This is a genomic window from Roseovarius sp. SCSIO 43702 (assembly GCF_019599045.1).
Lineage (GTDB): Bacteria > Pseudomonadota > Alphaproteobacteria > Rhodobacterales > Rhodobacteraceae > Roseovarius.
In genome coordinates, this window is sequence record NZ_CP080623.1 from 2,157,136 (window position 1) to 2,181,916 (window position 24,781).

At 65.5% G+C, this 24,781-nt stretch carries 19 protein-coding genes and 1 tRNA gene; 8 read left to right on the forward strand and 12 right to left on the reverse strand.

The features are described from left to right. Positions 1-123 precede the first annotated feature (123 nt). On the forward strand, positions 124-1,341 hold the full coding sequence (locus tag K1T73_RS10645) for a multidrug effflux MFS transporter (protein WP_220600688.1): 1,218 nt from the start codon (positions 124-126) through the stop codon (positions 1,339-1,341). Positions 1,342-1,397: 56 nt separating this feature from the next. After that, positions 1,398-2,795 carry a short-chain fatty acyl-CoA regulator family protein gene (locus tag K1T73_RS10650; RefSeq protein WP_220600689.1) on the forward strand — a complete coding sequence of 466 codons (1,398 nt, stop codon included), beginning with the start codon at positions 1,398-1,400 and terminating at the stop codon, positions 2,793-2,795. Positions 2,796-2,799: 4 nt separating this feature from the next. Here the strand turns inward: K1T73_RS10650 and K1T73_RS10655 are convergent, their stop codons facing one another. From K1T73_RS10655 to betI, 5 genes are all read right to left on the reverse strand, one after another. Then, the gene (locus K1T73_RS10655) at positions 2,800-3,321 is read right to left on the reverse strand and encodes a superoxide dismutase family protein (protein ID WP_310794387.1); all 522 of its coding nucleotides are present in this window, start codon (positions 3,319-3,321) and stop codon (positions 2,800-2,802) included. A 53-nt stretch (positions 3,322-3,374) separates the two neighbouring features. Further along, complete coding sequence (locus K1T73_RS10660; protein ID WP_220600690.1) at positions 3,375-3,818, reverse strand: hypothetical protein; 444 nt, start codon at positions 3,816-3,818, stop codon at positions 3,375-3,377. A 296-nt stretch (positions 3,819-4,114) separates the two neighbouring features. Next, the gene (gene betA, locus K1T73_RS10665; protein WP_220600691.1) at positions 4,115-5,773 is read right to left on the reverse strand and encodes a choline dehydrogenase; all 1,659 of its coding nucleotides are present in this window, start codon (positions 5,771-5,773) and stop codon (positions 4,115-4,117) included. A 76-nt stretch (positions 5,774-5,849) separates the two neighbouring features. Next, entirely contained in the window at positions 5,850-7,358 is a 1,509-nt protein-coding gene (betC, locus tag K1T73_RS10670) for a choline-sulfatase (protein ID WP_220600692.1), read from the reverse strand. Beyond that, entirely contained in the window at positions 7,355-7,957 is a 603-nt protein-coding gene (gene betI / locus K1T73_RS10675) for a transcriptional regulator BetI (protein ID WP_220600693.1), read from the reverse strand. The genes betC and betI overlap by 4 nt, the downstream gene beginning before the upstream one ends. A 264-nt stretch (positions 7,958-8,221) precedes the next feature. Here betI and K1T73_RS10680 point away from each other — a divergent pair, with 264 nt between their 5' ends. Beyond that, complete coding sequence (locus K1T73_RS10680) at positions 8,222-9,778, forward strand: ABC transporter substrate-binding protein (protein ID WP_220600694.1); 1,557 nt, start codon at positions 8,222-8,224, stop codon at positions 9,776-9,778. A gap of 102 nt (positions 9,779-9,880) precedes the next feature. Here K1T73_RS10680 and K1T73_RS10685 read toward each other — a convergent pair whose 3' ends face one another. Further along, positions 9,881-10,795 (reverse strand): DMT family transporter, encoded by a 915-nt coding sequence (locus K1T73_RS10685; protein WP_220600695.1) that lies wholly within the window; start codon positions 10,793-10,795, stop codon positions 9,881-9,883. Positions 10,796-10,948: 153 nt separating this feature from the next. Here K1T73_RS10685 and K1T73_RS10690 point away from each other — a divergent pair, with 153 nt between their 5' ends. The 4 genes from K1T73_RS10690 to K1T73_RS10705 all read left to right on the forward strand — a co-directional run bounded on the left by K1T73_RS10690 (position 10,949) and on the right by K1T73_RS10705 (position 16,696). Continuing rightward, positions 10,949-12,094: an alpha-hydroxy acid oxidase gene (locus K1T73_RS10690; RefSeq protein WP_220603705.1), complete on the forward strand. Its 1,146-nt coding sequence runs from the start codon at positions 10,949-10,951 to the stop codon at positions 12,092-12,094. Between the two features lie 213 nt (positions 12,095-12,307). Continuing rightward, on the forward strand, positions 12,308-15,748 hold the full coding sequence (locus K1T73_RS10695) for a pyruvate carboxylase (RefSeq protein WP_220600696.1): 3,441 nt from the start codon (positions 12,308-12,310) through the stop codon (positions 15,746-15,748). A gap of 55 nt (positions 15,749-15,803) precedes the next feature. Beyond that, positions 15,804-16,541: a TerC family protein gene (locus tag K1T73_RS10700; protein WP_220600697.1), complete on the forward strand. Its 738-nt coding sequence runs from the start codon at positions 15,804-15,806 to the stop codon at positions 16,539-16,541. An 80-nt stretch (positions 16,542-16,621) separates the two neighbouring features. After that, positions 16,622-16,696, forward strand: a tRNA-Gly gene (locus K1T73_RS10705). Positions 16,697-16,726: 30 nt separating this feature from the next. On the opposite strand, the gene K1T73_RS10710 is transcribed toward K1T73_RS10705, so the two are convergent. Next, a complete protein-coding gene (locus K1T73_RS10710; protein ID WP_220600698.1) occupies positions 16,727-17,167 on the reverse strand; it encodes a hypothetical protein in 441 nt (146 codons plus the stop codon). An 82-nt stretch (positions 17,168-17,249) separates the two neighbouring features. Here K1T73_RS10710 and K1T73_RS10715 point away from each other — a divergent pair, with 82 nt between their 5' ends. Beyond that, the gene (locus K1T73_RS10715) at positions 17,250-17,705 is read left to right on the forward strand and encodes a MarR family winged helix-turn-helix transcriptional regulator (protein WP_220600699.1); all 456 of its coding nucleotides are present in this window, start codon (positions 17,250-17,252) and stop codon (positions 17,703-17,705) included. A gap of 18 nt (positions 17,706-17,723) precedes the next feature. On the opposite strand, the gene K1T73_RS10720 is transcribed toward K1T73_RS10715, so the two are convergent. Genes K1T73_RS10720 through K1T73_RS10740 form a run of 5 tightly spaced genes read right to left on the reverse strand, consistent with a single transcriptional unit; the run spans position 17,724 to position 24,688 of the window. Beyond that, positions 17,724-19,220: an aldehyde dehydrogenase family protein gene (locus K1T73_RS10720; RefSeq protein ID WP_220600700.1), complete on the reverse strand. Its 1,497-nt coding sequence runs from the start codon at positions 19,218-19,220 to the stop codon at positions 17,724-17,726. Continuing rightward, on the reverse strand, positions 19,217-20,257 hold the full coding sequence (locus K1T73_RS10725; protein ID WP_220603706.1) for an ACP S-malonyltransferase: 1,041 nt from the start codon (positions 20,255-20,257) through the stop codon (positions 19,217-19,219). The genes K1T73_RS10720 and K1T73_RS10725 overlap by 4 nt, the downstream gene beginning before the upstream one ends. Continuing rightward, entirely contained in the window at positions 20,257-22,446 is a 2,190-nt protein-coding gene (locus K1T73_RS10730; protein ID WP_220600701.1) for an alpha-ketoacid dehydrogenase subunit alpha/beta, read from the reverse strand. Before K1T73_RS10730 ends, K1T73_RS10725 begins: the two co-directional genes overlap by 1 nt. An 11-nt stretch (positions 22,447-22,457) precedes the next feature. After that, entirely contained in the window at positions 22,458-23,627 is a 1,170-nt protein-coding gene (locus K1T73_RS10735) for a pyridoxal phosphate-dependent aminotransferase (protein ID WP_220600702.1), read from the reverse strand. Further along, positions 23,624-24,688: a saccharopine dehydrogenase family protein gene (locus K1T73_RS10740; RefSeq protein WP_220600703.1), complete on the reverse strand. Its 1,065-nt coding sequence runs from the start codon at positions 24,686-24,688 to the stop codon at positions 23,624-23,626. Before K1T73_RS10740 ends, K1T73_RS10735 begins: the two co-directional genes overlap by 4 nt. Positions 24,689-24,781 lie beyond the last annotated feature (93 nt).

Sequence of the window (24,781 nt, forward strand, 5' to 3'; positions counted from 1 at the left end):
GCACTTTCCGGCAAATTTGCAAACAGATGCAAAGCAATCGCCGCTAACTTGCAAATCGGCAAACCGGCCGCGCTTGCCCGTGACCGATGGACTCTCTGCCTGCGCTCGCCTACCGATTCCGCCATGACCGACCGCCCCGAAATCCGCTTCCTCGACCGCTCCACGCCGCCGCATATCCTGACGCTCATCGTGCTCGCGGGGATTTCGGCGCTCGCGCTCAACATCTTTCTGCCGAGCCTTCCGGGCATGACCGCCTATTTCCGGACCGACTACCGGATCATGCAGCTTTCGGTCGCGGTCTATCTCGGCGTCAACGCGGTCATGCAGCTCTTCGTCGGCCCGCTCTCGGACAAGCTCGGGCGCCGGCCGGTGATCCTCGGGGGCATCCTGCTCTTTCTGGTGGCCACCTTCGGCTGCATGCTGGCGCGCGACGTGGCGGTCTTTCTCGCCTTCCGCATGATGCAGGCGGGCATCGTCGTCGCCATGGTGCTGAGCCGCGCCATCGTCCGCGACATGGTGCCCCAGGACCGCGCCGCCTCGATGATCGGCTATGTTACGATGGGCATGGCCGTGGTCCCCATGATCGGACCCGCGATCGGCGGCCTCCTCGACGAGCTCTTCGGTTGGCAGGCAACCTTCGCGCTCCTGCTCGTGCTTGGCCTCGCGACCCTCGCGCTCGTCTGGTTCGACCTCGGCGAAACGGCCCCGCGCAGCGAACTGGGCCTCCTGCGCCAATTCGCCGAATACCCCGAACTCCTGCGCGCGCCCCGCTTCTGGGGCTACGCGCTCGCCACCGGGCTCTCGTCGGGCTCGTTCTTCGCCTATCTCGGCGGTGCGCCCTTCGTGGGCGAACAGGTCTTCGCCCTCGCCCCGTCCGAAATCGGGTTCTATTTCGGCGCGCCCGCCATCGGCTATTTCCTGGGCAATTTCCTGTCGGGCCGCTTCTCGGTGCAGATCGGGGTGAACCGTATGGTCTTCTGGGGCACGCTCATCAACGCGGGCGGCATCGCGCTGAACCTCGCGCTTTTCCAGGTGGGGGCGGCCAACGCGATCACCTTCTTCGGGCTGATGTCGCTGATGGGTCTCGGCAACGGCATGTCGATCCCCAACGCCACGGCGGGGGCGCTCTCGGTGCGGCCACACCTGGCGGGCACCGCGTCGGGCCTCGCGGGCGCGCTGATGATCGGGCTCGGCGCGGCGCTCTCGGCAGCGGCGGGCGCGGCACTCTCGCCTGAGACGGGCGCCACGCCGCTTCTGTGGATCATGCTCGCCACCGCCCTCCCCGCCATCGCGGCCATCCTCTTCGTCATGCGGCGCGAGACGCGGCTCGGGCTGGCTTGAATACCGCGCTTTGCAAAGCTACCCTGTGGCCACCGCAAACCTGCAAAGACCCGCCCATGCCCTCCCGCAAACTCTATGCCGGCGCCAAGCTGCGCGAAACGCGCCAGCGCCTCTCGCTCACGCAGAAGGACTTCGCCGCCCGCCTCGGCATCTCGCTGCCCTATCTCAACCAGATGGAGAACAACAACCGCCCGGTCAGCACCTCGGTCGTGCTGGCACTGGTGCAGGAATTCGGCTTCGACGTGTCGGAACTCAACCCCGGCGATGCCGAACGCATGGTCTCGGACATGCGCGAGGCACTGGCCGACCCGGTCTTTTCCGACGCGCCGCCCGTCTCGGACCTGCGGCTCGCGGCGGCCAATGCGCCCGCGCTCGCCCGGGCCTTCCTCGAACTCCACGCGGCCTACCGGCAGACCCATGAGCGCCTCGCCTCCCTTGACGAGGCCCTGGGCCGCGACGATGCCCAGACCCAGCAATCACCCTGGAACGAGGTTCGCGACTTCTTCCACTACTGCGACAACTACGTCGATGCCGTAGACCGTGCCGCCGAACGCTTCGGCACACCCGACCGGCCCGGCGCGACGGCGGCGGATCTCGCCCGCGACGCCTTGGCTGAACTGGGCATCACCATCGTGATCGAGGACAGCGACACGCTCCGCCGGCTCGACCGCGCGACGGGGCTCCTGCATCTCTCGTCCCGGGCCGCCCCCGAAACCCGCACGTTCCAGATGCTCCTGCAACTGGCGCTTCTCACGCAGGACGCGCTCTTCGAGGCCACGCTTGATTTGGCGCGCTTCCAGTCGGACGAGGCGCGCGCCATCGCCAAGATCGGGCTTGCCAACTATTACGCCGGTGCGGCGATGATGCCCTACGGCGCGTTCCTCTCCGCCGCGCGCGAGATGCGCCACGATCTCGAGATACTGGCCAGCCGCTTCGGCGCCTCCATCGAGCAGGTCGCGCACCGCCTCTCGACCCTGCAACGCCCTGGCGCCAAGGGCATCCCCTTCTTCTTCGTGCGCGTCGATCAGGCGGGGACGATCACGAAACGGCACTCGGCGACCTTCCTGCAATTCGCCCGCTATGGCGGGGCGTGCCCGCTCTGGAACGTCCACCAGGCCTTCGAGACACCCGGCCGCTTCCTGCGGCAACTGGCCGAGACGCCCGATGGCGTGCGCTACATCAGCCTCGCGCGGGACGTCTCGAAACCGGGCGGCGCCTTCGGTGCGCCCGTGCGCCGCTTCGCCATTGCGCTCGGGTGCGAGGTAAAACATGCCGCCGCATTGACCTTCGCAGACGGTCTCGACATCGCGAACGCCGCCGCGTTCGAGCCCATTGGCATCTCCTGCCGCATCTGCGAGCGGACCGACTGCCATCAGCGCGCGATCCCGCCGCTCGAACGCAGGCTCACCATCCGGCCCGACGAACGCGGCGTGCTTCCCTACCGCGTCGGCTGAGCCCTCACCCGGCCTCTTCGAAGACGCCGCAGGCAATGCGCGAGCCCGCGTCCCCGGCGGGTTGCGAGGCATAATCGTCGGCGCCGTCATGCATGACGAAGGCCGCGCCGTCCGCGTCGAAGATCATTCCGTCGATATCGAGCGCGCTCAGGAATACCTCGCCCTTCAGCACGCCGTCGCTGCCCACGACCATGTTGGGCATGTCGCCCGGATGGGGGCCGCCCTCGACAAGCACGCCGTGCTTGGCGTCGCCCGCCACGTGACCTCCGGCGCTCGTGAAGTCGTCGGCACTGCAATCCCCGGTCTCGTGCAGGTGAACCGCATGAGTTCCCTCCGGCACGCCCGTCAGGTCCATCTGCACGAGGACGCGCCCCGAGGCCGTGTCGTTCAGCGTCACGGTTCCGGCAAGCTCGGTGCCGGCACCGCTTACCTGCGCGCTCGCCCGCGGCGTCATGTGATCGTCGGCCATCGCTCCGCCCGCGACCAGGCTCAGCGTGGCGACAGTGGCTATCGTCTTGGGTGTCATCTCGGGGTCTCCCTCTTTCGGTGGACATTCCAGAGGGAAACCGATGTGCCGCCCTACTGTTCCATCTGCGCGCCCGGCACGCAGGCAAAGGCCGCGACCCAAAGCGCGCCGCCCTCGTCGCGCCAGCCTGAATCAAGCACGTTGTGCCAGGTCTCACCGTTGCGCGAGATGACCCGCACCGACGGCCCGCCGCCCCAGTCGACGAAGACGACATTGTCCTCGGCCAGGCCGTTGGGAGAGAATTCGCGCCGGGTGATCTTGCCGATGGCGGCACCGAAGGGGCTGGTGACTTCGTTCGCATCGAAATCTATCGCGTAGCTCCTGCCATCCGCCTCCATCTGTTGGGCCGGACCCTCCATGGGAAGCTTCAGATATTGCTTGAGATCGCACCGCCATTGGCTCGCGATCGCCCACATGGGCGTCGGCTCTGCCGCGGCCGCGCCGGTCGCCCCGGCTGCCATGACGCCGAAACACAGCGCCGCACGTATCATCCGCATCCTTGCCTCTCCGCTCGCGTGGTGCCGGAACTCTCGCAAATTCCGGCCTCGATGACACGCGCTTTTCGGCGCCGCTCTGCGTGAAATTTCCAGTTGATTTTTCACGCATCTCCGTGGTTTCCGTATCGTGCGCCGCGTTAACAGGGGCCATTCGCACCAAATGCACCGACGCGATACCGACGTGGATACCGACGTAGATACCGACGTCCCGAAACGCCCCCAAACCCCTTGTTAACATGGCCGATTCGCACCTTCACCGCGCCGGGCCTCCCCGACACGCCGCACGGCCCGTTAACCTATCGCTGGACGGTCTTCCACTCGGGATGGATCCATGGCTCGGCATTCTCGGGCGCCAGCGGCGCGCGGCCCAGAACGTGATCGGCGGCCTTCTCGCCCACCATGATCGAGGGGGCGTTGAGATTGCCGTTCGTGATGCGCGGGAAAATGCTGCTGTCTGCAAGGCGCAGCCCCTCGACCCCGATCACCCGGCACTCCGGATCCACCACGGCGTTCGGATCGTCGCGACGGCCCATCCGGCAGGTGCCACAGGGATGATAGGCGCTCTCCACATGCTCGCGGATGAAGTCGTCGAGCTCGTCGTCCGACTGCACGGCCTCACCCGGCTGGATCTCGTGTTTCACGTAGTTTTCAAAGGCTTCCTGCGCAAAGATCTCCCGCGTGAGACGGATGCAGCTTCGGAAATCCTCCCAGTCGCTCTCGTGGCTCATGTAGTTGAAGAGGATGCGCGGGGCGTCCGCCGGATCCGCGCTCCTGAGCGTCACCTCGCCGCGCGACAGGCTTCGCATCGGGCCGACATGTGCCTGGAAGCCGTGACCCTCGGCCGCGGCCTTCCCGTCGTAGCGCACCGCAAGGGGCAGGAAGTGATACTGGATGTCCGGATAGTCCACCCCCGCCCGCGAGCGGATGAAGGCCGCGCTCTCGAACTGGTTCGACGCGCCCGGTCCCGTCCGCGTGAAAAGCCACCGCGCGCCGACATAAGCCTTTCCCAGGAGGTTCCAGTAAGAATAGAGGCTCACCGGCTGGCGCGATGCCATCTGGATGTAAAGCTCGAGATGATCCTGGAGGTTCTGTCCAACGCCCGCCCGATCGGCTACCACGTCGATCCCATGTTCCGCGAGATGCGCGCCCGGCCCGATCCCCGACAGCATCAACAGCTTCGGCGAGTTGATGGACGAGGCCGCGATGATCACCTCCTCGCGCGCGCCGATCTCCTCGACCTGCCCGCGACGCAGCACCTCGACACCGCGCGCCCGGCCGTCACGTATCACCACCTTGCGCGCCAAGGCATTGACGACCTGACATTTCCCGGTCTTCCGCGCGGGCTTGAGATAGGCATTCGCCGCCGACCAGCGCCGACCCTTCCACACCGTCATGTCGAACGGCCCGAACCCCTCCTGCTGCCACCCGTTATAGTCATCCGTCACCGGGTATCCGGCCTGCCGCCCCGCCTCGACGAAGGCACGGGTCAGCGGGTTGTCGCGCCGCCCCCGCGTCACGTGAAGCGGGCCGTCATGTCCGCGCCAGCCCGGATCGCCGCCATGCCCACTATCGTGCCAGTTCTCCAACCTCTTGAAATACGGGAGAACATCGGCATAACCCCAGCCCGCCGCGCCCTCGTCCCGCCAGTGGTCGAAATCTCGCGCATGGCCGCGCACATAGCACATCCCGTTGATCGACGATGACCCCCCGATCACCTTGCCCCTCGGACAGGCCAGACGCCGCCCGCCAAGATGCGGCTCGGGCTCGGTCATGAAACCCCAGTCATAGCGCGCCATGTTCATCGGATAGCTGAGGGCGCCCGGCATCTGGATGAACGGCCCCGCATCCGTCCCGCCATGCTCGATCACGATCACCTCGCGCCCGGCCTCGGCCAGTCGATAGGCCATCGCGCAGCCCGCGCTGCCTGCCCCTATGATGACGTAATCAGCTTGCATCGGGATCGCTCCGTGATCATCTCCCCGTCACTCGGGACGGCTCTTTTCTCTAATGTTTTCCGCGAGATGTCGGACGCTATTCACCTCTCGGGAAACGCGCCCTCTCCTCGACGATGTTGAGGTCCATGTGGTTGCGCATGTAGCGCTCGCTCGCTTTCTGAAGCGGCTGGTAATCCCACGGATAATAGCCGCCCTGCCGGAGCGCCTCGTAGACCACCCACCGCCGCGCCTGGCTTTCGCGGACCTCGGCATCGAACTGCTCGAGGTCCCAGCGCGCCGCGGCCTCGAGGCGGAAACGCTCGATCACGTCCCTGTGCGCCTTCTCCTCGGCAAGATTGGTCAGCTCGTGCGGGTCCGCCTCGAGATCGAAAAGCTGCTCGGGATCGAGCGCGCAATTGGTGTATTTCCACTTGCCGCTCCGCAGGCAGACGAGCGGCGAATACGAGGCTTCGGCGGCGTATTCCATGGCGACGGGGCTCTGCCTCTGCGCGCCCTGGCCCAGCGAAACAAGGCTTTCACCCGCCACCCACGGCATGACTTCGGACATGTCGACCCCTGCCAGCTCACACAGTGTCGGGCAGACGTCGATCGTGCTTACCGGCGCGTCGATGCGTCCCGGCTCCATCTCTGGCGCGGCGATCATCAGCGGCACGCGCGCCGAGCCTTCATAGAAGCTCATCTTGAACCACAATCCCCGCTCGCCCAGCATGTCGCCGTGGTCCGAGACGAACAGGATGATCGCCTCCTGCCGCGTCGCCTCGAGCGCGTGCAGGATCTCGCCCAGCTTGTCGTCGAGATAGGAGATGTTGGCGAAATAGGCCCGCCGTGCACGGGCGCGGTCCTCGTCGGTGATGTCGAAGCTGCGCCAGTCATTCGCGTCGAAGATGCGCTGGCTGTGCGGGTCGTGCTCCTCGTAGTCGAACGCTTTCACCTCGGGCAGCAAGTGTTCGCAATCGCTATACAAATCCCAGTATTTCTTCCGCGCGACATAAGGATCATGCGGATGGGTGAAGCTCACCGTCAGGCACCAGGGCCGCGCCTCGTGGCCCCGCCCGAGGTCATAGATCTTGCGGGTGGCGTGATAGGCGACCTCGTCGTCATATTCCATCTGGTTGGTGATCTCGGCCACCCCGGCGCCGGTGACCGATCCCATGTTGTGATACCACCAGTCGATCCGCTCTCCCGGCTTGCGATAATCCGGGGTCCAGCCGAAATCGGCGGGGTAGATATCGGTCGTGAGCCGCTCCTCGAAGCCGTGAAGCTGATCGGGGCCCACGAAATGCATCTTGCCCGAAAGGCAGGTCTGGTAACCGGCCCGCCGCAAGTGATGGGCATAGGTCGGGATATCGGCGGCGAACTCGGCCGCGTTGTCATAGACCCGGCTGCGCGACGGCAGGAGACCCGACATGAACGACGCCCGCCCCGGCGCGCAAAGTGGGCTCGCGGTATAGGCATTGGCGAACCGGGTCGAGCGCGCGGCGAGCCTCTTGAGATTGGGGGCGTGAAGCCATTCGGCCGGCCCGTCGGGAAAGAACGTTCCGTTAAGCTGATCTACCATCAGAATCAGGATATTGGGGGATGTCATCTGCTTTCCCTCCTCGAAGTTTCGGCGATGAGCGCATCGTCGAGATAGCTCAGCATCACGTCAATGGCCGCATCCGCCGCGATCGGGTCCGGCCTGAGCGCCTGGCGCAGGTAGAGACCGTCGATCATCGCGGCGAGCCCGCGGGTCAGGATGCGCGCGCGCGGCTCGGGGACAAGCTGGCGAAGCGCGTGATGCAGGTTCGACCGCAGCCGTCGCTGGTAGATGTGCAGAAGCCGCGCCGCCTCTTCCGACTTGAGCGACTGCACGTAGAAATTGAGCCATGCCGCCACGGTTTCGGGCCGGAACTGCGTGCTCGAGAAATTGACACGGATGATCGCCTCGAGCCGCATCCGCGGATCCCGCGCCATCGCGAGCGCGCCGCGTATCTCGGCACCGTAAAGCCCGAGGATATGGCGCATCGCGGCGGTGAATATCTGCTCCTTGCCGCCGAAGTAATGATGCGCCAGCGCGCTCGACATCCCCGCGCGGCGGGCGATCTGGCTCACCGTCACGTCCAGCGTCCCGCGCGCGCCGACCTCGTGGATCGTCGCCTCGACAAGCGCCGCGCGCCGTATCGGCTCCATCCCGAGCTTGGGCATCCGTCCCTCCGACTCACCTGTGCGAAACCGCTTGTCAGATGGCAATATTGGCGTTTAATTGACTCGTCAATCAATAAGCTCGCATCGAACCCGGTTGCAGCCGGCGCGGCTCTGGCCTTATGGTTCGATCAAGGGTTCGGCCGCGTCACGCGGTTTTTTGCATGGGGATCAGACAACCGGATGAGACGCTTGGAGACAACGCAGGCTTCCCGGTAGCCCCGCCCGAAACACCAGCCAGAAACGATAACCAAGGGAGAAACACTCATGTCCATCATCAAAGGCGGCCTTCTGGATCGCCGCGGATTCCTCAAGACCACCTCGGCCGCCGCCATCGCGGCCACCCTGCCCATGTCGGGCGCCATGGCGCAGACGCCCAAGCGCGGCGGCCATATCCGCGTCGCCAAGGGCCACGGCCAGACCACCGACACGCTCGATCCCGGCCAATGGGAAAACGGCTACATGCTGGCGCTCGGCTTCGGCGTGCATGGCCGTCTCACCGAGGTGGCTGCCGATGGCAGCCTCGTGCCCGAAGTCGCCGAAAGCTGGGAAGCCTCCGACGATGCCGCCCAGTGGCGGTTCAAGCTGCGCAAGGGCGTCACGTTCCATGACGGCAAGGACGTCACCGTCGATGACGTTGTGGCCTCGATCAACCATCACCGCGGCGAGGACTCGACCTCGGCGGCCGGCCCCATCGTGGCCCCGATCAAGGATATCAGCACCGAAGGCGACGACACGATCATCTTCGATCTCGATGGCGGCAACGCCGACTTCCCCTTCATCCTCAGCGACTATCACCTGACCATCCATCCCAAGTCCGACGATGGGATCGACTGGCGCTCCGGCAACGGCTGCGGCAGCTACGTGCTCAAGAATTTCGAGCCGGGCGTTTCGTCGCAGTTCGAACGCAACCCGAACCACTGGCGCGACGATGTGGCGTGGTTCGACTCGGTCGAGATGCTGGCCGTCGTGGACCAGAACGCGCGCACGACCGCGCTCGTCTCGGGCGACGTGCAGGCCATCGACAAGGTCGACCTCAAGGCCGCGGCTCTTCTGGGCCGCAACCAGAACGTGGTCATCGAATCCGTGGACGGCACGCAGCACTACACGTTCGCCATGTCCACCAACAAGGACCCGTTCACCGACAACCACGTCCGCCAGGCGCTGAAATACGCGATCAACCGCGAGGAACTGGTCGAGAAGATCCTGTTCGGCTACGGCTCGGTCGGCAACGACCATCCCATCGGCGCCGGTCAGCGGTTCTACAACTCCGAACTCGAGCAGAAGACCTACGACCCGGACAAGGCCAAGTTCCACCTCAAGGAAGCCGGCCTCGATTCGCTCACGGTCAACCTTTCGGCCTCCGACGCGGCCTATCCGGGCGCCGTCGACGCGGCGATCCTCTTCCAGGCCTCCGCCGAGGCGGGCGGCATTCAACTGAAGGTCCAGCGCGAGCCGAATGACGGCTACTGGTCCGACGTGTGGATGAAGAAACCCTTCACCGCCGTCTATTGGGGCGGGCGCCCGGTCGAGGACCAGATGTTCGCAACGGCCTACAAGTGCGGCGCAGACTGGAACGACACGTTCTGGTGCAACGAGCGGTTCGACGAACTGATGGTTTCCGCCCGCGCGGAGCTCGACGAGGACAAGCGCCGCCAGCAATACTGGGAGATGCAGGACATCGTCGCCAACCAGGGCGGCGCGATCATCCCGATGTTTGCCAACTACGTCTTCGCCAACTCGAAAGAGATCGGTCACAACGAGCTTGCGACCAACTGGGACATGGACGGCGAACGCTGGATGGAGCGCTGGTGGTTCGCGTGATCCCTCGCTGACCGGCGCCTTCTCGCTCCGGTCGCACCCGGCATCGCCCCCCGCGGTTTCGCGCCGCGGGGGGCTTATTCATGGACGCGCCGCCACCCGGTCTCAGAACTTGGTGGCAGACACGGCGGGCGTGGTGGCCTTGCGCTTGAGCATCGCCTCGCGCCAGCTGATGAAGGAAATCGACGCGACGATGATCATCCCCCCGACCACGACCCAGAGGTCCACCGGCTCGTGGAAGAAGATCGCGCCGATCGACACGGCCCAGACGAGCTGAAGGAAAGTCACCGGCTGCGTCACGGCAAGCGGCGCCGCGCGGAAGGCGAGCGTCATGGTGTAATGGCCGCCCGTCGCCACGCAGGCGACCCCGAAGAGGATCAGAAGCTCCCACGGCGTCGGTGTCACCCAGGCGGCGATGGCGAGCGGCGCAAGCCCGATCGTGACCGTCACCGAGAGCATCGCCACAACGATTCCCGCGCCGCAGGTCTCGCTTACCTTCTTCGCCACGAGATACGAGATACCGAAGGACAGCCCGGTCCCCAGCATCGCGATGTGACCTGGGCCCACCTCGCGGAAACCGGGCCGCAGGATCACCAGCGCCCCGATCAGCGCGGCGATGATCGCCAGCACCCGCCGCAGCGCCAGCGACTCCCCGAGGAAAAGCGCGGCGCCCAGCGTCACGTAGATCGGCGAGAGATAGTTGATGGCCGTCACGTCGGCGAGCGGGATGCGCGCCATTCCGTAGAACCAGAGCGCGACCCCGGCCGTGTGAGTAATCCCCCGCAAACCGAAAAGGCCCAAGGTGAAGCGATCCATCTCGCGCGCCCTGCGCCAGAGCGGGCCCATCATCGGAAGGAAAAAGACGAGCCCCATGACATAGCGCAGGAACGCACCCTCCGCCGCGGGAATGCGAGTCCCCAGGATCTTGACCAGCACTGTCACCATCACGAACAACAGCCCGGTGGTGAGCATCCAGAAGACGCCCCACAAGGGGCCGGTTCGGGTGAGCGCGTTGATCATGGCGCCATTAATCTGCCCCTTTCGCGGAATGTCGAGGGGGCGGGCCGTTTTATTTGGCGGCACATGCGGAGTATCCTCTGCAGCCGCAATTCCACCCTCGCCGTGGCGCATTCGACTCTGGACAAACGGCGCCCCGCGCCGCACCTCTGGATCATGGACCTCGATACGCGCTACCCTTCCCTCGCCGATCTCGCGGCACGCGCCCGTGCGCGCCTCCCCCGCTTCGTCTGGGAGTATCTGGAGGCTGGCACCGGGGCCGAGGAGGCCCGCGCCCGCACCCGCGCCGCCTTCGAGCGGGTGACGGTCCTGCCCTCCATCCTGCACGGCGACATCACCCCCGACCTGTCGGTCCAGCTCCTCGGCTCCACGCTGCCCCTGCCTTTCGGAATGGCACCGGTGGGCATGGCGGGCCTCGTCTGGCCCGACGCCGAGCGTCACCTCGCCCGGGCGGCGCGAAAGCTCGATCTGCCGTACACGCTCTCGACCGTCGCCAGTCAGACACCCGAGGCCGTCGGTCCGCTCGCCGGAGATCATGCGTGGTTCCAGATGTATCCGCCGCGCGATCCCGAAATCCGTGCCGACATGCTGCGCCGCGCGCGGAAGTCCGGGTTTCGCGTGCTTGTTCTCACCGCTGACGTGCCGGTCGCCTCGCGTCGCGAGCGGCAATTGCGTTCCGGCCTGACCCAGCCGCCGCGCCTGACGCCGCGCCTTCTCGCACAAATCGCCGCCCGGCCCGCCTGGGCGCTGGCGATGGCGCGGACGGGGATGCCGCGGATGCGCCTCATTGACGATTACGCACCCGATACCAAGGGGCTGCCCTCCACGGCTCATGCCGGCTACCTGCTGCGCACATCGCCGGACGCGGCGTATCTTCACTGGCTCCGAGATCATTGGGATGGTCCGCTCATCGTGAAGGGCGTGCTCGATATGCGCGACGTGCCGAGACTTGAGAATGCGGGTGTCGATGCCCTCTGGATCAGCAACCACGGGGGCCGGCAATTCGACGCCGCCCCCGCCCCCCTCTCGGTCCTGCCCCGGATCCGGGACGCGACGCGCCTGCCCCTCATCCTCGACGGCGGGATCACCGGGGGGCTCGATATCCTGCGCGCCATCGCGCTCGGGGCTGATTTCGTCATGCTGGGCCGCGCCTGGCACCACGCGCTCGCGGCTTTGGGCACGCGCGGGCCCTACCATCTCGCCGAAATCCTCCGCCGCGATCTCGAGGCCAACATGGGGCAGATGGGGCTATCGCGGGTCCGCGACGTCCGCGACCGGCTCGCGCCCCACCCGACCGGGTAGGACACCGCGCGCAACTCCTTGTTGACAAGGGACGATCGGCTCTCGTTCGCGCGTGACCGCACCCCCACCGACGGACAAGATATGTCGCAGACGGGTGCAATTGCTTCGGTCTGGATTGCACAACGTCCTCCCAAATCCTACAACTTCCGCACAATCGCGCTGCAACGCGGCATCGTCGGTCAACGTGCCGGACAGGGAAGAAGGGGAAGACCCGTGCCAGAGTTCAAGAAGATCCTCGTCGCCAACCGGGGCGAGATCGCCATTCGCATCCTGCGCGCCGCGAACGAGATGGGCAAACGCACCGTCGCGGTCTTCGCCGAGGAAGACAAGCTCGGCCTGCATCGCTTCAAGGCCGACGAGGCCTATCGCATCGGCGAGGGTCTGGGACCCGTGCAGGCGTATCTCTCGATCGACGAGATCATCCGCGTCGCGCTGGAATGCGGGGCCGATGCCATCCATCCCGGCTATGGCCTGCTTTCCGAGAACCCGGATTTCGTCGATGCCTGCGACGCGAACGGCATCACCTTCATCGGCCCCCGCGCCGAAACCATGCGCGCCCTTGGCGACAAGGCCAGCGCGCGGCGCGTGGCGGTCGAGGCGGGCGTCCCGGTGATCCCCGCGACCGAGGTGCTGGGCGACGACATGGAGAAGATCCGCCGCGAGGCCGAGGAGATCGGATATCCCATGATGCTCAAGGCGTCCTGGGGCGGCGGCGGCCGCGGGATGCGCCCGATCCTGAAACCGGAGGAGCTCGAGGAAAAGGTGCTCGAAGGCCGGCGCGAGGCCGAGGCCGCCTTCGGCAACGGCGAGGGCTACCTCGAGAAGATGATCGAGCGCGCCCGCCACGTCGAGGTTCAGATCCTCGGCGACAAGCATGGCAACATGTATCACCTCTGGGAACGCGACTGCTCGGTCCAGCGCCGCAACCAGAAGGTCGTCGAACGCGCCCCCGCCCCCTATCTCAGCCAGGACCAGCGCGAAGAGCTGTGCGCGCTCGGTTACAAGATCTGCAAGCACGTGAACTACGAATGCGCAGGCACGGTCGAGTTCCTGATGGATATGGACACCGACCAGTTCTACTTCATCGAGGTGAACCCCCGCGTTCAGGTCGAACACACCGTCACCGAGGAGGTGACGGGGATCGACATCGTGCAGGCCCAGATCAAGATCGCCGAGGGCAAGACGCTCGAAGAGGCCACGCGCAAGAAATCGCAGGACGAGATCACGCTCAATGGTCACGCGCTCCAGACGCGCATCACCACCGAGGATCCGCAGAACAATTTCATCCCCGATTACGGCCGCATCACCGCGTATCGCTCTGCCACCGGCATGGGTATCCGTCTCGATGGCGGCACGGCCTATGCGGGCGGCGTCATCACGCGCTACTACGACTCGCTTCTCGTCAAGATCACCGCCCACGCCCAGACCCCCGAAGCCGCCATCGCGCGGATGGACCGTGCCCTGCGCGAATTCCGCATCCGCGGCGTCAGCACCAACATCGCCTTCGTCGAGAACCTGCTCAAGCACCCCACCTTCCTCAGCAACGAGTATTCGACCAAGTTCATCGACACCACGCCCGAGCTCTTCACCTTCAAGAAGCGGCGCGACCGGGGCACCAAGGTGCTCACCTACATCGCGGACATCACCGTCAACGGCCACCCCGAAACGCAAGGCCGGCCTGCCCCCGACGCCGACGCGAAGCCGCCCAAGCCGCCCCGGAGCCGCGCCGCACCCGCCGACGGCACCCGCACGCTTCTCGAGGCCGAGGGGCCCAGGGCCGTCGCCGACTGGATGCTGGCACAGGACCGCCTCCTGCTGACCGACACCACGATGCGCGACGGGCACCAATCACTCCTCGCCACGCGGATGCGCTCGATCGACATGATCCGCGTGGCGCCGGCCTACGCCGCAAACCTCCCGGGCCTCTTCTCGGTCGAGTGCTGGGGCGGGGCCACGTTCGACGTGGCCTACCGCTTCCTGCAGGAGTGCCCGTGGCAGCGCCTGCGCGAGCTGCGCGCCGCCATGCCCAACCTCATGACCCAGATGCTCCTTCGCGCGTCGAACGGCGTCGGCTACACGAACTACCCCGACAATGTCGTGCAGGAATTCGTGCGCCAGGCGGCCGAGACGGGCGTCGACGTGTTCCGCGTCTTCGACAGCCTCAACTGGGTCGAGAACATGCGCGTCGCCATGGACGCGGTGAACGAGGCCGGCAAGGTCTGCGAAGGCACGATCTGCTACACCGGCGACATGCTCGACCCCGAGCGGTCGAAATACGACCTCAGGTATTACGTGAACATGGCGCGCGAGTTGCAGGATGCCGGCGCGCATGTGCTGGGCCTCAAGGACATGGCCGGGCTTCTGAAACCCGCCGCCGCGCGCGTGCTCGTGAAGGCGCTGAAGGACGAGCTCGACATCCCCGTCCACTTCCACACGCACGACACCTCCGGCATCGCGGGCGCCACCATCCTCGCCGCCGCAGAGGCGGGCGTCGATGCGGTCGACGCGGCCATGGATGCCTTCTCGGGCGGCACGTCGCAGCCCTGTCTCGGCTCCATCGTCGAGGCGCTCGAGAACACCGACCGCGCCACCGGGCTCGACATCGAGCGCGTGCGCGAGATTTCGAACTACTGGGAACAGGTGCGCGCGCAGTATGTGGCCTTCGAATCCGGGCTTCAGGCCCCCGCCTCCGAGGTCTACCTGCACGAGATGCCGGGCGGACAGTTCACCAATCTCAAGGCGCAGGCGCGCTCGCTCGGGCTCGAGGATCGCTGGCCGGAAATCGCCCGCACCTATGCCGAGGTGAACCAGATGTTCGGAGACATCGTCAAGGTTACGCCCTCGTCCAAGGTGGTGGGCGACATGGCCCTGATGATGGTGAGCCAGGGCCTCACCCGCGCCGAGGTCGAAGACCCCGAGACCGATGTGGCCTTCCCCGACTCGGTCGTCGACATGATGCGCGGCAACCTGGGCCAACCCCCCGGCGGCTTTCCCGAAAAGATCGTCAATAAAGTGCTCAAGGGCGAGACGCCCAATACCGACCGTCCCGGCAAGCACCTCGCCCCGGTCGATCTCGAAGCGACGCGCAAGGAGCTTTCTCAGCAGCTCGAGGGCAAGGAGGTCGATGACGAGGATCTCAACGGTTATCTGATGTATCCAAAGGTCTTTCTCGACTACATGGGTCGCCATCGCACCTATGGCCCGGTGCGCACCCTGCCCACACGCACCTTCTTCTACGGGATGGAACCGGGCGAGGAGATCTCGGTCGAGATCGACCCCGGCAAGACACTGGAGATCCTGCTTCAGACCGTCGGCGAGACGCAGGAGGACGGCGAGGTTCGCGTGTTCTTCGAACTGAACGGGCAACCCCGCGTGATCCGCGTGCCGAACCGCCTGGTCAAGTCCCAGACCGCCGCGCGTCCCAAGGCCGAGGCGGGCAACCCCAACCACATCGGTGCGCCCATGCCGGGCGTCGTGTCGTCGGTCGCGGTCAAGGAAGGTCAGAAGGTCAAGGCCGACGACCTGCTCCTGACCATCGAGGCGATGAAGATGGAGACCGGCATCTATGCCGAGCGCGATGCCGTCGTGAAGGCCGTTCATGTCCACCCCAGCGGACAGATCGACGCGAAGGACCTGATGATCGAGCTGGAATGACGGAACAATTTTCCCGGTCCCGCACTGATACGGTCAAAGGGACCGGGAAAGTCACATGCTCGAACTTCTCAACGATCCATCCGTCTGGGCCTCGTTTCTGACGCTCACGATCCTCGAAATCGTTCTTGGCGTCGACAATCTCATCTTCATTTCCATCGCCGCCTCGCGCCTGCCCGAAGACCAGCAGGCCCGTGCCCGTGTGCTGGGCCTTGCCGGTGCACTCATCCTGCGCATCCTACTGCTTTTCTCCATTGCCTGGATCGTCGGGCTGTCGGACCCCATCGCCGAAGTGTGGGGATGGGAGATGTCGTGGCGCGATCTGATCCTCATCGCGGGTGGCCTGTTCCTGATCTACAAGGCCGCGACCGAGATATTCGACGAGGTCGAGGGGGAAGAACTGCGCACCGCCCAGGAGAACGTCGTGAGAGCCACGTTCCTGAGCGTGATCATCCAGATCATGATCCTCGACCTGGTCTTCTCCATCGACAGCGTCATCACCGCCGTCGGAATCGCCCGACATATCGAGGTCATGATCGCCGCCGTCTCCATCGCCATCGTCGTGATGATGGTTGCGGCCAAGCCCATTTCCGATTTCGTCGCGGCCCATCCCAGCACCAAGATGCTTGCGCTGGCCTTCCTCGTGATGGTCGGCATGGCGCTCGTGGCCGACGGGTTCCATTTCCACATCGAGCGCGGCTTCATCTACGCCGCGATGGTCTTCGCGGGTGCGGTCGAGGGGTTGAACCTCCTGCGGCAGCGTCGGCGCCGGCGGCTCGAGGCGGCGCGCGAATAAGGCAAAAATTTTGGCCCGGCCCTGCGTTTTGCACTTGCAGGCGCGGGCCAGACTTTATAGATCACCCTCACCCAACGGACGCGGGTGTAGCTCAGGGGTAGAGCGTTACCTTGCCAAGGTAAATGTCGTGAGTTCGAATCTCATCACCCGCTCCAATTTCTTCCGTTACTCATATCACTGCCGCTTCAGGCCCGCTTGCGCCTCCGCGAAAGCCGGATGCCGTCGCGCATGTTGAGCGCCATCAGCGCGATGTTCATCGCACCGGCGATCAGCTCCACGCCCTGCACGGAATAGAACGCGCGGTCGAATTCTCCGGCGCTCGCCTTCACGGAAAGGTAAAGCGCGGCGGGAACAAGAATTAGTAAACCATTTGCGGCAATGATCGGCATGCGGCGCGTCTTGGCCGCGATCAGCGGCCCCCGCATTCCGCGCCCCATTGCGAACCCCGTGCCGCCCGTCGCCATCAACGCGGGCACCAGCAACAGGAGAAACCAGGGAATCACCGTCTTGACCGCGACGACCGCACCCATGGACAGAAAAAATTCCGAAATGACGGTCGAGATCCAGAATCCTGCGATGGTCAGGAGCGCAACCGCGCCCGCGATCGGGTGGATGATCTGCTTCATGGTCTTGGCCTTTTCCACGATTCATCAATATAGCTCGCTATATATTATTGCATAGCCTGCTATTCAACTGCTATCGTGCGGCATGTCGTTCGAGAAAGAGCAATCGGCGGGATATCTCGCAAATCACCTGGCGCGCCTCTTCGCGCGCGGCCTCGCGGCGCGTATAGGCCCGCTCGGCCTCACCATCGGGACATTTCCCGCCCTCCTCGAACTTTGGGAAGAAGACGGCCTGACCCAGAAGCAATTGGTCGAACGCCTCGACATCGAACAGGCAACCATGGCCAACACCCTTGCCCGGATGGAGCGTGACGGCTTCGTCACGCGCAAGCGCGACGCGCGCGACGGCCGGGTGCAACGCGTCTGGCTGACGCCCGAAGCCCGCGCTCTGAGGGATCCCGCGACCGCGGCCGCAATGGCGGAAAACGAGGAGGCGCTCGCCCCGCTGAGCCAGTCGGAGCGCGACGCCTTCCTTGCGGCGATGCGCAAGATCATCACGGCGCGCAGAAAAACGGGCGAGGCCGACGCCCCGCCCGATTAAGATCGCGCTACCAGTGATTTAGATGTCGAACTTCACCCCTTGGGCAAGCGGCAATTCGTCCGAGTAGTTGACGGTATTCGTCTGCCGCCGCATGTAACCCTTCCACGCGTCCGAGCCGCTTTCGCGCCCGCCGCCGGTCTCCTTCTCGCCGCCGAACGCGCCGCCGATCTCGGCACCCGAGGGGCCGATATTGACGTTGGCGATCCCGCAATCCGAGCCGAAATCCGAGACGAATTTCTCGGCCTCGCGGACGTTGAGCGTGAAGATACAGGAGGAAAGACCCTGGCTCACATCGTTCTGCATGGCGATGGCCTCGTCGATATCGTCATAGCCCATCACGTAGAGGATCGGCGCGAATGTCTCGGTTTTGACGATCTCGGTCTGGCCCGGCATCTCGACCAGCGCGGGCTTGACATAGGCACCGCCCTTGACGCCCTCGACGCTCTCGCCGCCATGGACTTTCCCGCCATCCTTCTTCGCGGTCTCCAGCGCCTTCTGCATCCGCTCGCGCGTATCCTCGTCGATCAGCGGCCCGACGAGCGTACCGTCCTTGCGCGGATCGCCGATGGGCAGGGTTTCATAGGCCTTGGCAACCTTCGCGACGAGTTCCTCGCGGATCGAGTTATGCACGATGAGCCGCCGCAGCGAGGTGCAGCGCTGCCCGGCCGTGCCCACCGCCGAGAAGACGATGGCGCGCACTGCCATGTCCTGATCGGCCGAGGGCGCCACGATCATCGCGTTGTTGCCGCCAAGCTCGAGGATCGAGCGGCCGAACCGTTCGGCCACTTTCGGCCCCACGATGCCGCCCATCCGGCACGATCCAGTGGCCGAGATGATCGGCACGTCGCGCGAGGTGACAAGCGCGTCGCCCACATCCGCACCGCCGATCACAACCTGGCTCAGCCCCTCGGGCGCGTCGTCACCAAAGCGTTCGATGGCCCGCTCTAGGATCTTCTGCGTCACCAGCGCGGTCAGCGGCGTTTTCTCGGACGGCTTCCAGATCACCGGATCGCCGCACACCAGCGCCAATGCCGCGTTCCAGCACCAGGGCGCCACGGGAAAGTTGAAGGCGGTGATGATACCCACCGGCCCCATCGGATGCCACGTCTCCATCATGCGGTGGCCCGGACGCTCCGACGCGATGGTCTTGCCGAAAAGCTGCCGGGACTGGCCCACGGCCAGATCACAGATGTCGATCATCTCCTGTACCTCGCCCAGGCCCTCGGACACGATCTTGCCCGCCTCGAGCGTGACGACGGCGCCCAACTCGTCCTTCGCGTTGCGCAGTTCTTCCCCGAAGAGGCGCACAAGCTCACCGCGCCGCGGCGCGGGGATCTGACGCCAGGCGCGGAACGCCTCGTTCGCCTTGGCGATGATGCCCTCCATCTCGGAGGCTTTCGTCTCGCGCACCTTCGCGGCCACCGCCCCGTCGATGGGCGAGCGCACTTCCATCGTGCCGCCCGAAATCTCGTCCTCCGAGAGGCCCGCCTTGAGCAATACATCCTTGTGGGTCATGTCGTCTCTCCTTTCGTCACGCGCCCGCGCTGGTCTTCCATTCCCATGGAAACGAGCACCGGGTCGCTTTCCTGTTTCGCCTTGAAATCGTCCTTGGTCTTCATGCCCTTCCAGTCCGCCGCGATGAGCGATTGCGCCACCGCGCCGCCCAGGGTCGTGCCGGGGCCGGTCACGATGAAGACATCCGGCGCGAACTCCCGCGCGGCCACCGTCACGGCGCGCGCGAAATCGTAGGTTTCGGTCACCTGGTGGCCCAGCGTGTAGTCCCAAAGCGCCTCCTGCCGCGAGGCTCCCGGCCACCAGATCGCGCCACGCCCGTCGATGAGCGGCAGGTCCGGCTGCATGAACATCGAGGCGGGAAGCGCGGCGCGGCCCCTTTCGGCCACCGGCTCCTGCAAGTGCGAATGGAAGCCCGCATGATTGGCCAGGAACATCGGATAGCGCCCGTCGATCTGCGGCACCGCGTCCTCGAACGCATCGAGCCCCTCGTGATTCCCGGCAAGAACGAGCATTCCCCCGAGATCGATGGACAGCGTGAGATGACACCCGTCGCGCGCATCAATATCGCCGATCAACCTCATGATCTCGCGCCGTTTCTCAGGGTCCGGAACCCAGTCGCCACCGGTGATCGGATAGACCATCTGCCCACCGATCATCGCCTCCTGCATGAGGGCGCCCATGGTGTTCACGACCTCGAAGCCGTCCCGCGGCGAAAGCGCTCCGGCAAGGCCGAGGGCGCTGTACCAGCCCATCGAATTGCCCGTCACCGCCACCACCTCGACGGCATCGCGATCGATCGACAGGAAATCCCCCAACGTCGCGGCATAGATGAGCGCCGAGGCATTGTCGCCCCGCGTGTGCTTGGCAAGCGAGAATTTCTCGGCCCCGTCCAGATCCGAGAGCGGCGTCTCTCCCCGCTCGACCCGCCGCGCGTCGAACTGCGCGAGCAAGTCAGGCTCGGGGAAATGGCGCCCAAGATAGCCAAGCTCGCCCTTGTTATATGTCCCCCGACCGGGGCAGATGACCACCGCACGCATCATGCATCCCCCCCGACCAGGCGTTTCGCGGCCTCGAAGATACTGTCGGTCGATGGCATCGTCGCTGCATAGGCGGGGCCCGTTGCGATGAAGCTGTCCCGGGCCACCTCGCGCGCGAAGGGCACGTCCAGATGTTCGGCGCACACCGCCATCAGCGCCTCTGCCACCCCGCCCGAGCGGCGCGTCTCGTCCACGATCAGCACCCGCTTCGCACCCTCCAGGGCCTCGAGCAGCGAAGTTTCGGGCAAGGGCGAGAGCCAGCGGAGGTCGATCACTCGCGTTCCGATCCCCTCGTCATTCAGCCGTTTCGCCGCCTGGGTCGAAAGGTAACGCCCGTTGCCATAGGTCACGATGGCGAGGTCATCGCCGTCGCCCTCGATACCCACCTCGCCGAAGCTCGCGCGCTCGGACGGGTCCGGATAGGGGGTCAGCCAGCCATTGTCACCCGCTTCGTGAAGATCGCGCATCGGGTAGAGAGCGATGGGCTCCACGAAGACGACCAGCCGCTGCTCCTCGCGCGCGAGGCGCACGCATTCGCGCAACATCCGCGCGGCATCTGCCCCGCTCGACGGCACGGCCAGGATCAGCCCGGGAATGTCGCGCAGCACCGCGAGCGAGTTGTCGTTGTGGAAATGACCGCCGAACCCCTTCTGGTAGCCGAGCCCCGCGATCCGCACGACCATGGGGTTCGTGTATTGGCCGTTCGAGAAGAAGGGCAGCGTCGCCGCCTCGCCGCGCAATTGGTCCTCGGCGTTGTGAAGGTAGGCGAGGAACTGGATCTCCGGGATCGGAACATAGCCATTATGCGCCATGCCGATCGCCATGCCGAGAATGGATTGCTCGTCGAGCAACGTGTCGACGACGCGGTCCTGTCCGAACCGCGCCTGGAGCTTCTGCGTCACGCCATAGACCCCGCCCTTGCGGCCCACGTCCTCGCCCATCATGACGATTTCGGAATGCTCGAGCATGAGGTCCGTCAGCGCCCAGTTGATGTGCCGGGACATGATCTGTGGGTCGTCCATCGCCTTCAGATCGCCGCCAAACGCCTTCTCGCGCGCCTCGGGCTCAGGGCCGTTGGTGGCGCGGCATTCGCGCTTCGGCGGGATGAGGCTCGCCATCACGTCCTCGGCGGTCTTGAGCCGGGGCCGCGTCACGGCCTCTTCGGCCACCGCGACCACGCGCGCGCCGGTCTCTTCGTAGACCTTCAGCGCGCCATCGCGCGCCATCGCGCCCGCCTGATCCAGAAGACGCACGGAATGCAGCAGCGGATCGTTGGCCTCGTCCGCCTCGACTTCGGATTTCGGCATGTAGGTCGTGGGCATGTCCGCGCCCGCGTGACCGTAAAGTCGCACGGTGCGCACGTGCAGGAAAGCGGGCTTGCGCTGTGTCCTGACGTAGCGCGCGGCCTCCTGCGCCACGCGATACGTGTCATAGATGTCGAGCCCGTCACAATGGAAGTATTTCAGACCCGGCCGATGCTTGAAACTGGCCGCGATCCAGCCTTTCGGCGTCTTGACCGAGATGCCGATCCCGTTGTCCTCGCAAACGAAGAGAAGCGGCAGCGGCACGCCTTGGTAGGACGTCCAACTGGCGGTGTTGAACGCCCCTTGCGAGGTCGAGTGGTTGGCGGAGGCGTCGCCGAAGCTGCAATAGACGATGGCGTCGCGCGGCAGCGTCGCATGTTCGGGACGGTGCCGCCGCGCCATGCCGATGGACCAGGCCGCGCCCACCGCCTTGGGCAAGTGGCTCGCGATGGTCGAGGTCTGGGGCGGGATGCTGAGCGCCTTCGATCCCAGCACCTTGTGCCGCCCGCCGCTGATCGGATCCTCGGACGAGGTGGCAAAGCTCAGCAGCATGTCCCAGGTGATCGTCTGGCCCGGCACCTGCATGCTGCGCGCGATCTGGAACGCCGCGTCTCGATAATGGAGAAAGGCCATGTCGGTGGGCCGAAGCGCGGCGGCCACGGCGGCCATCCCCTCATGGCCCGACGAGCCGATCGTGTAGAACCCCTGCCCCGCCTTCTGCATCGCGCGGCTTTGCCGGTCGAGCGCGCGGCTGAGACATCCGGCGCGGTAGATCGCGACCGCCTCCTCGCGTGCCAGCGGCCCGTCGGGCGCGCGGCCCTCGGGCAGATCGCCCGTCGCGACGCGGCGCAGGAAATTCTCGTGAACGATCTCGGCGCGATCCATATTCCTGCCCCCTAGCCCAGGCTTTCCACGAAGCGGCCCATCCGCGCGATACCTTCATCAAGCGACGCCTCGGCATATGCAAAGGAGAGCCGCACGTGGCCCGGCAACCCGAAGGCCCGGCCCGGCACCAGCGCGAGCGCCTCGCGCTCCAGAAGCGCGCGGCAGAACTCCGCGTCACTCTTGAAACCACCTGCGGCCATCGCCTCCTCGATATTCGGAAAGGCATAGAATGCCCCATCCGGCACCGGGCAGCGTATACCGCTCAGCGCGTCGAGCCCCGCGACCACCTTGTCGCGGCGCGCTTTCATCACCTTGCAACGTTCTGCGAGGAGCGATTGATCGCCCGTCAGCGCCGCCACCGCCGCGGCCTGCGAGATCGAGGACGCACCGGACGTCACCTGACCCTGCACCGCCGTCATCGCCTTGATAAGCGGCGCGGGCCCGATGCCCCAGCCGATCCGCCAGCCGGTCATCGAATAGGCCTTGCTGACCCCGTTCACGATCAGTGTCCGCCCCTCGAGTTCCGGCGCGGCTTCGCGGAAAGAGGTGAAAGGCACGAAGCTCAGATGCTCGTAGATCTCGTCGGCCATGATCCAGACATGGGGATGACGCTCCAGCACCTCGGCCAAGGCCCTGATCTGGTCCTCGTCATAGACCGCGCCCGACGGATTCGACGGCGCGTTGAGCATGAGCCATTTCGTGCGCGGCGTGATGGCCGCCTCCAGCTGTTCCGGTGTCAGGCGAAAGCCCGCTTCCATAGGACATTCCACCAGCACGGGCGTCCCGCCCGACATGCGCACCACGTCCGAATAGGTGGTCCAGTAGGGCACCGGGATCACCACCTCGTCGCCCTCGTCGAGCGTCGCCAGCATGGCGTTGGCGATGACCTGCTTGGCGCCGGTGGAAATCACCGTCTGGCTCATGTCGACACCCGCGCCGCGCGCCACGACGGCGCGCAGCGCGACGGTGCCACCGGTGGGGGTATAGTTGGTGTCGCCATCTAGCGCCGCCTGATGCGCGGCTTCGATCACGTGGTCGGGGGTGGGAAAATCCGGCTCGCCTGTGCTGAGCGCCACGACATCATGCCCTTCGGCGCGCATCGCACGCGCGGCCTCAGAGACCTGCACGATCTCGGAAAGCTCCAGCCCTTCGAGCCGCGTGGCGCGTCGAAATTCGGTCATATCCTGCCCCCGCTGGCATATCTTTCGCCGCCTACCGTATCAAAGAAGCGGTCGAGGGGAATGTCTTCCTGCTTGAGGAACCCCTGCCCCGGCAGGTTTCCATCGCGCACCATCTCGATCACCGCGACCACGGACGAGGCGGTGGTCCAGGCGATCGCGGTACGCCGTTCGCCAGCGATCTCCATGGGCTTGTAGGCGCGCACGAATTCCTCGCGGCCCAGCCGCCCGTCCTTGGTGCCCTCGGCGGCCACGTGGACATAGACCACGTCCTCGGCCACCGGCGGCTTGGCGTTGACGAGGATCTCGCCCGCCTCCTTGCGGCGGTCACGCATCAGGAGCTCGTGAAAGAAGAAGTTCATCAGGTCCACGTGACCGGGATAGCGCATGGTTTTGTAGTCCATGTTGGGCACGCGCCCGAGATAGGTCTCGCACATGGTGCCGAGACCGCCCGACGTGGTGAAGGCCTCGAACTCGATGCCGCCGATGGTGATCTTCTCGATCCATTCCATCGCCGAGACGGATTTGAGCTGACCGTCCTCCAGAACTTCGCAGTCGTTGAGATATTCGTTGACGACCCCCTCGGGCGACCAGTTGAAGGAATACCCCATGAGGCCCGTGGGATGCTGCGGCAGCGCGCCCACGCGCATCTTGCACAGACGGCAGTCATCGAAGCGACTGATGAGATCCGCACCGACGATCCCCACGAAGCCGGGGGCGAGCCCGCATTGCGGTGCCATGAGGCCCTTGGACGTCTTCGAAAGCTCGATGATCGCCTTGGTGGTCGGCACGTCCTCGGTCAGGTCGAAATAATGGATTCCGGCACCATGCGCGGCCTTGGCCAGCGCCTGGTTGAGACTGAAAGGCAGGCAGGAGAGGACGGCGTCCTGATCCGACAGCGCACCCGTCAGGCCCGCCTCGTCCGAAAGGTCGAGCACCCGCGTCTCGAACCGGGCCTCGCGCGGCACGGCGTCGAAGCCCGTCACCTCGAAGCCCGCGTCCACCAGAAGCTCGGCGGCAAGCGTGCCCACCTTGCCCAATCCCATGACGGCGATGCGTTTCATCTTGCTCCCTTTCGTGCCCGACTCGGTCGCGCGCACCATAGCCGCGGCGATCAGGGATTAAAATGCACGGAAAACTCCGGTATGCATGAGCGT

Coding starts and splice junctions, on each gene's coding strand:
- K1T73_RS10685 (WP_220600695.1), bottom strand. CDS start 10,795: ATGATCAACGCGCTCACCCGAACCGGCCCCTTGTGGGGCGTCTTCTGG.
- betI (WP_220600693.1), bottom strand. CDS start 7,957: ATGCCCAAGCTCGGGATGGAGCCGATACGGCGCGCGGCGCTTGTCGAG.
- K1T73_RS10690 (WP_220603705.1), top strand. CDS start 10,949: ATGGACCTCGATACGCGCTACCCTTCCCTCGCCGATCTCGCGGCACGC.
- K1T73_RS10680 (WP_220600694.1), top strand. CDS start 8,222: ATGTCCATCATCAAAGGCGGCCTTCTGGATCGCCGCGGATTCCTCAAG.
- K1T73_RS10735 (WP_220600702.1), bottom strand. CDS start 23,627: ATGACCGAATTTCGACGCGCCACGCGGCTCGAAGGGCTGGAGCTTTCC.
- K1T73_RS10720 (WP_220600700.1), bottom strand. CDS start 19,220: ATGACCCACAAGGATGTATTGCTCAAGGCGGGCCTCTCGGAGGACGAG.
- K1T73_RS10730 (WP_220600701.1), bottom strand. CDS start 22,446: ATGGATCGCGCCGAGATCGTTCACGAGAATTTCCTGCGCCGCGTCGCG.
- K1T73_RS10740 (WP_220600703.1), bottom strand. CDS start 24,688: ATGAAACGCATCGCCGTCATGGGATTGGGCAAGGTGGGCACGCTTGCC.
- K1T73_RS10645 (WP_220600688.1), top strand. CDS start 124: ATGACCGACCGCCCCGAAATCCGCTTCCTCGACCGCTCCACGCCGCCG.
- K1T73_RS10650 (WP_220600689.1), top strand. CDS start 1,398: ATGCCCTCCCGCAAACTCTATGCCGGCGCCAAGCTGCGCGAAACGCGC.
- betC (WP_220600692.1), bottom strand. CDS start 7,358: ATGACATCCCCCAATATCCTGATTCTGATGGTAGATCAGCTTAACGGA.
- K1T73_RS10700 (WP_220600697.1), top strand. CDS start 15,804: ATGCTCGAACTTCTCAACGATCCATCCGTCTGGGCCTCGTTTCTGACG.
- betA (WP_220600691.1), bottom strand. CDS start 5,773: ATGCAAGCTGATTACGTCATCATAGGGGCAGGCAGCGCGGGCTGCGCG.
- K1T73_RS10655 (WP_310794387.1), bottom strand. CDS start 3,321: ATGACACCCAAGACGATAGCCACTGTCGCCACGCTGAGCCTGGTCGCG.
- K1T73_RS10710 (WP_220600698.1), bottom strand. CDS start 17,167: ATGAAGCAGATCATCCACCCGATCGCGGGCGCGGTTGCGCTCCTGACC.
- K1T73_RS10725 (WP_220603706.1), bottom strand. CDS start 20,257: ATGCGTGCGGTGGTCATCTGCCCCGGTCGGGGGACATATAACAAGGGC.
- K1T73_RS10660 (WP_220600690.1), bottom strand. CDS start 3,818: ATGCGGATGATACGTGCGGCGCTGTGTTTCGGCGTCATGGCAGCCGGG.
- K1T73_RS10715 (WP_220600699.1), top strand. CDS start 17,250: ATGTCGTTCGAGAAAGAGCAATCGGCGGGATATCTCGCAAATCACCTG.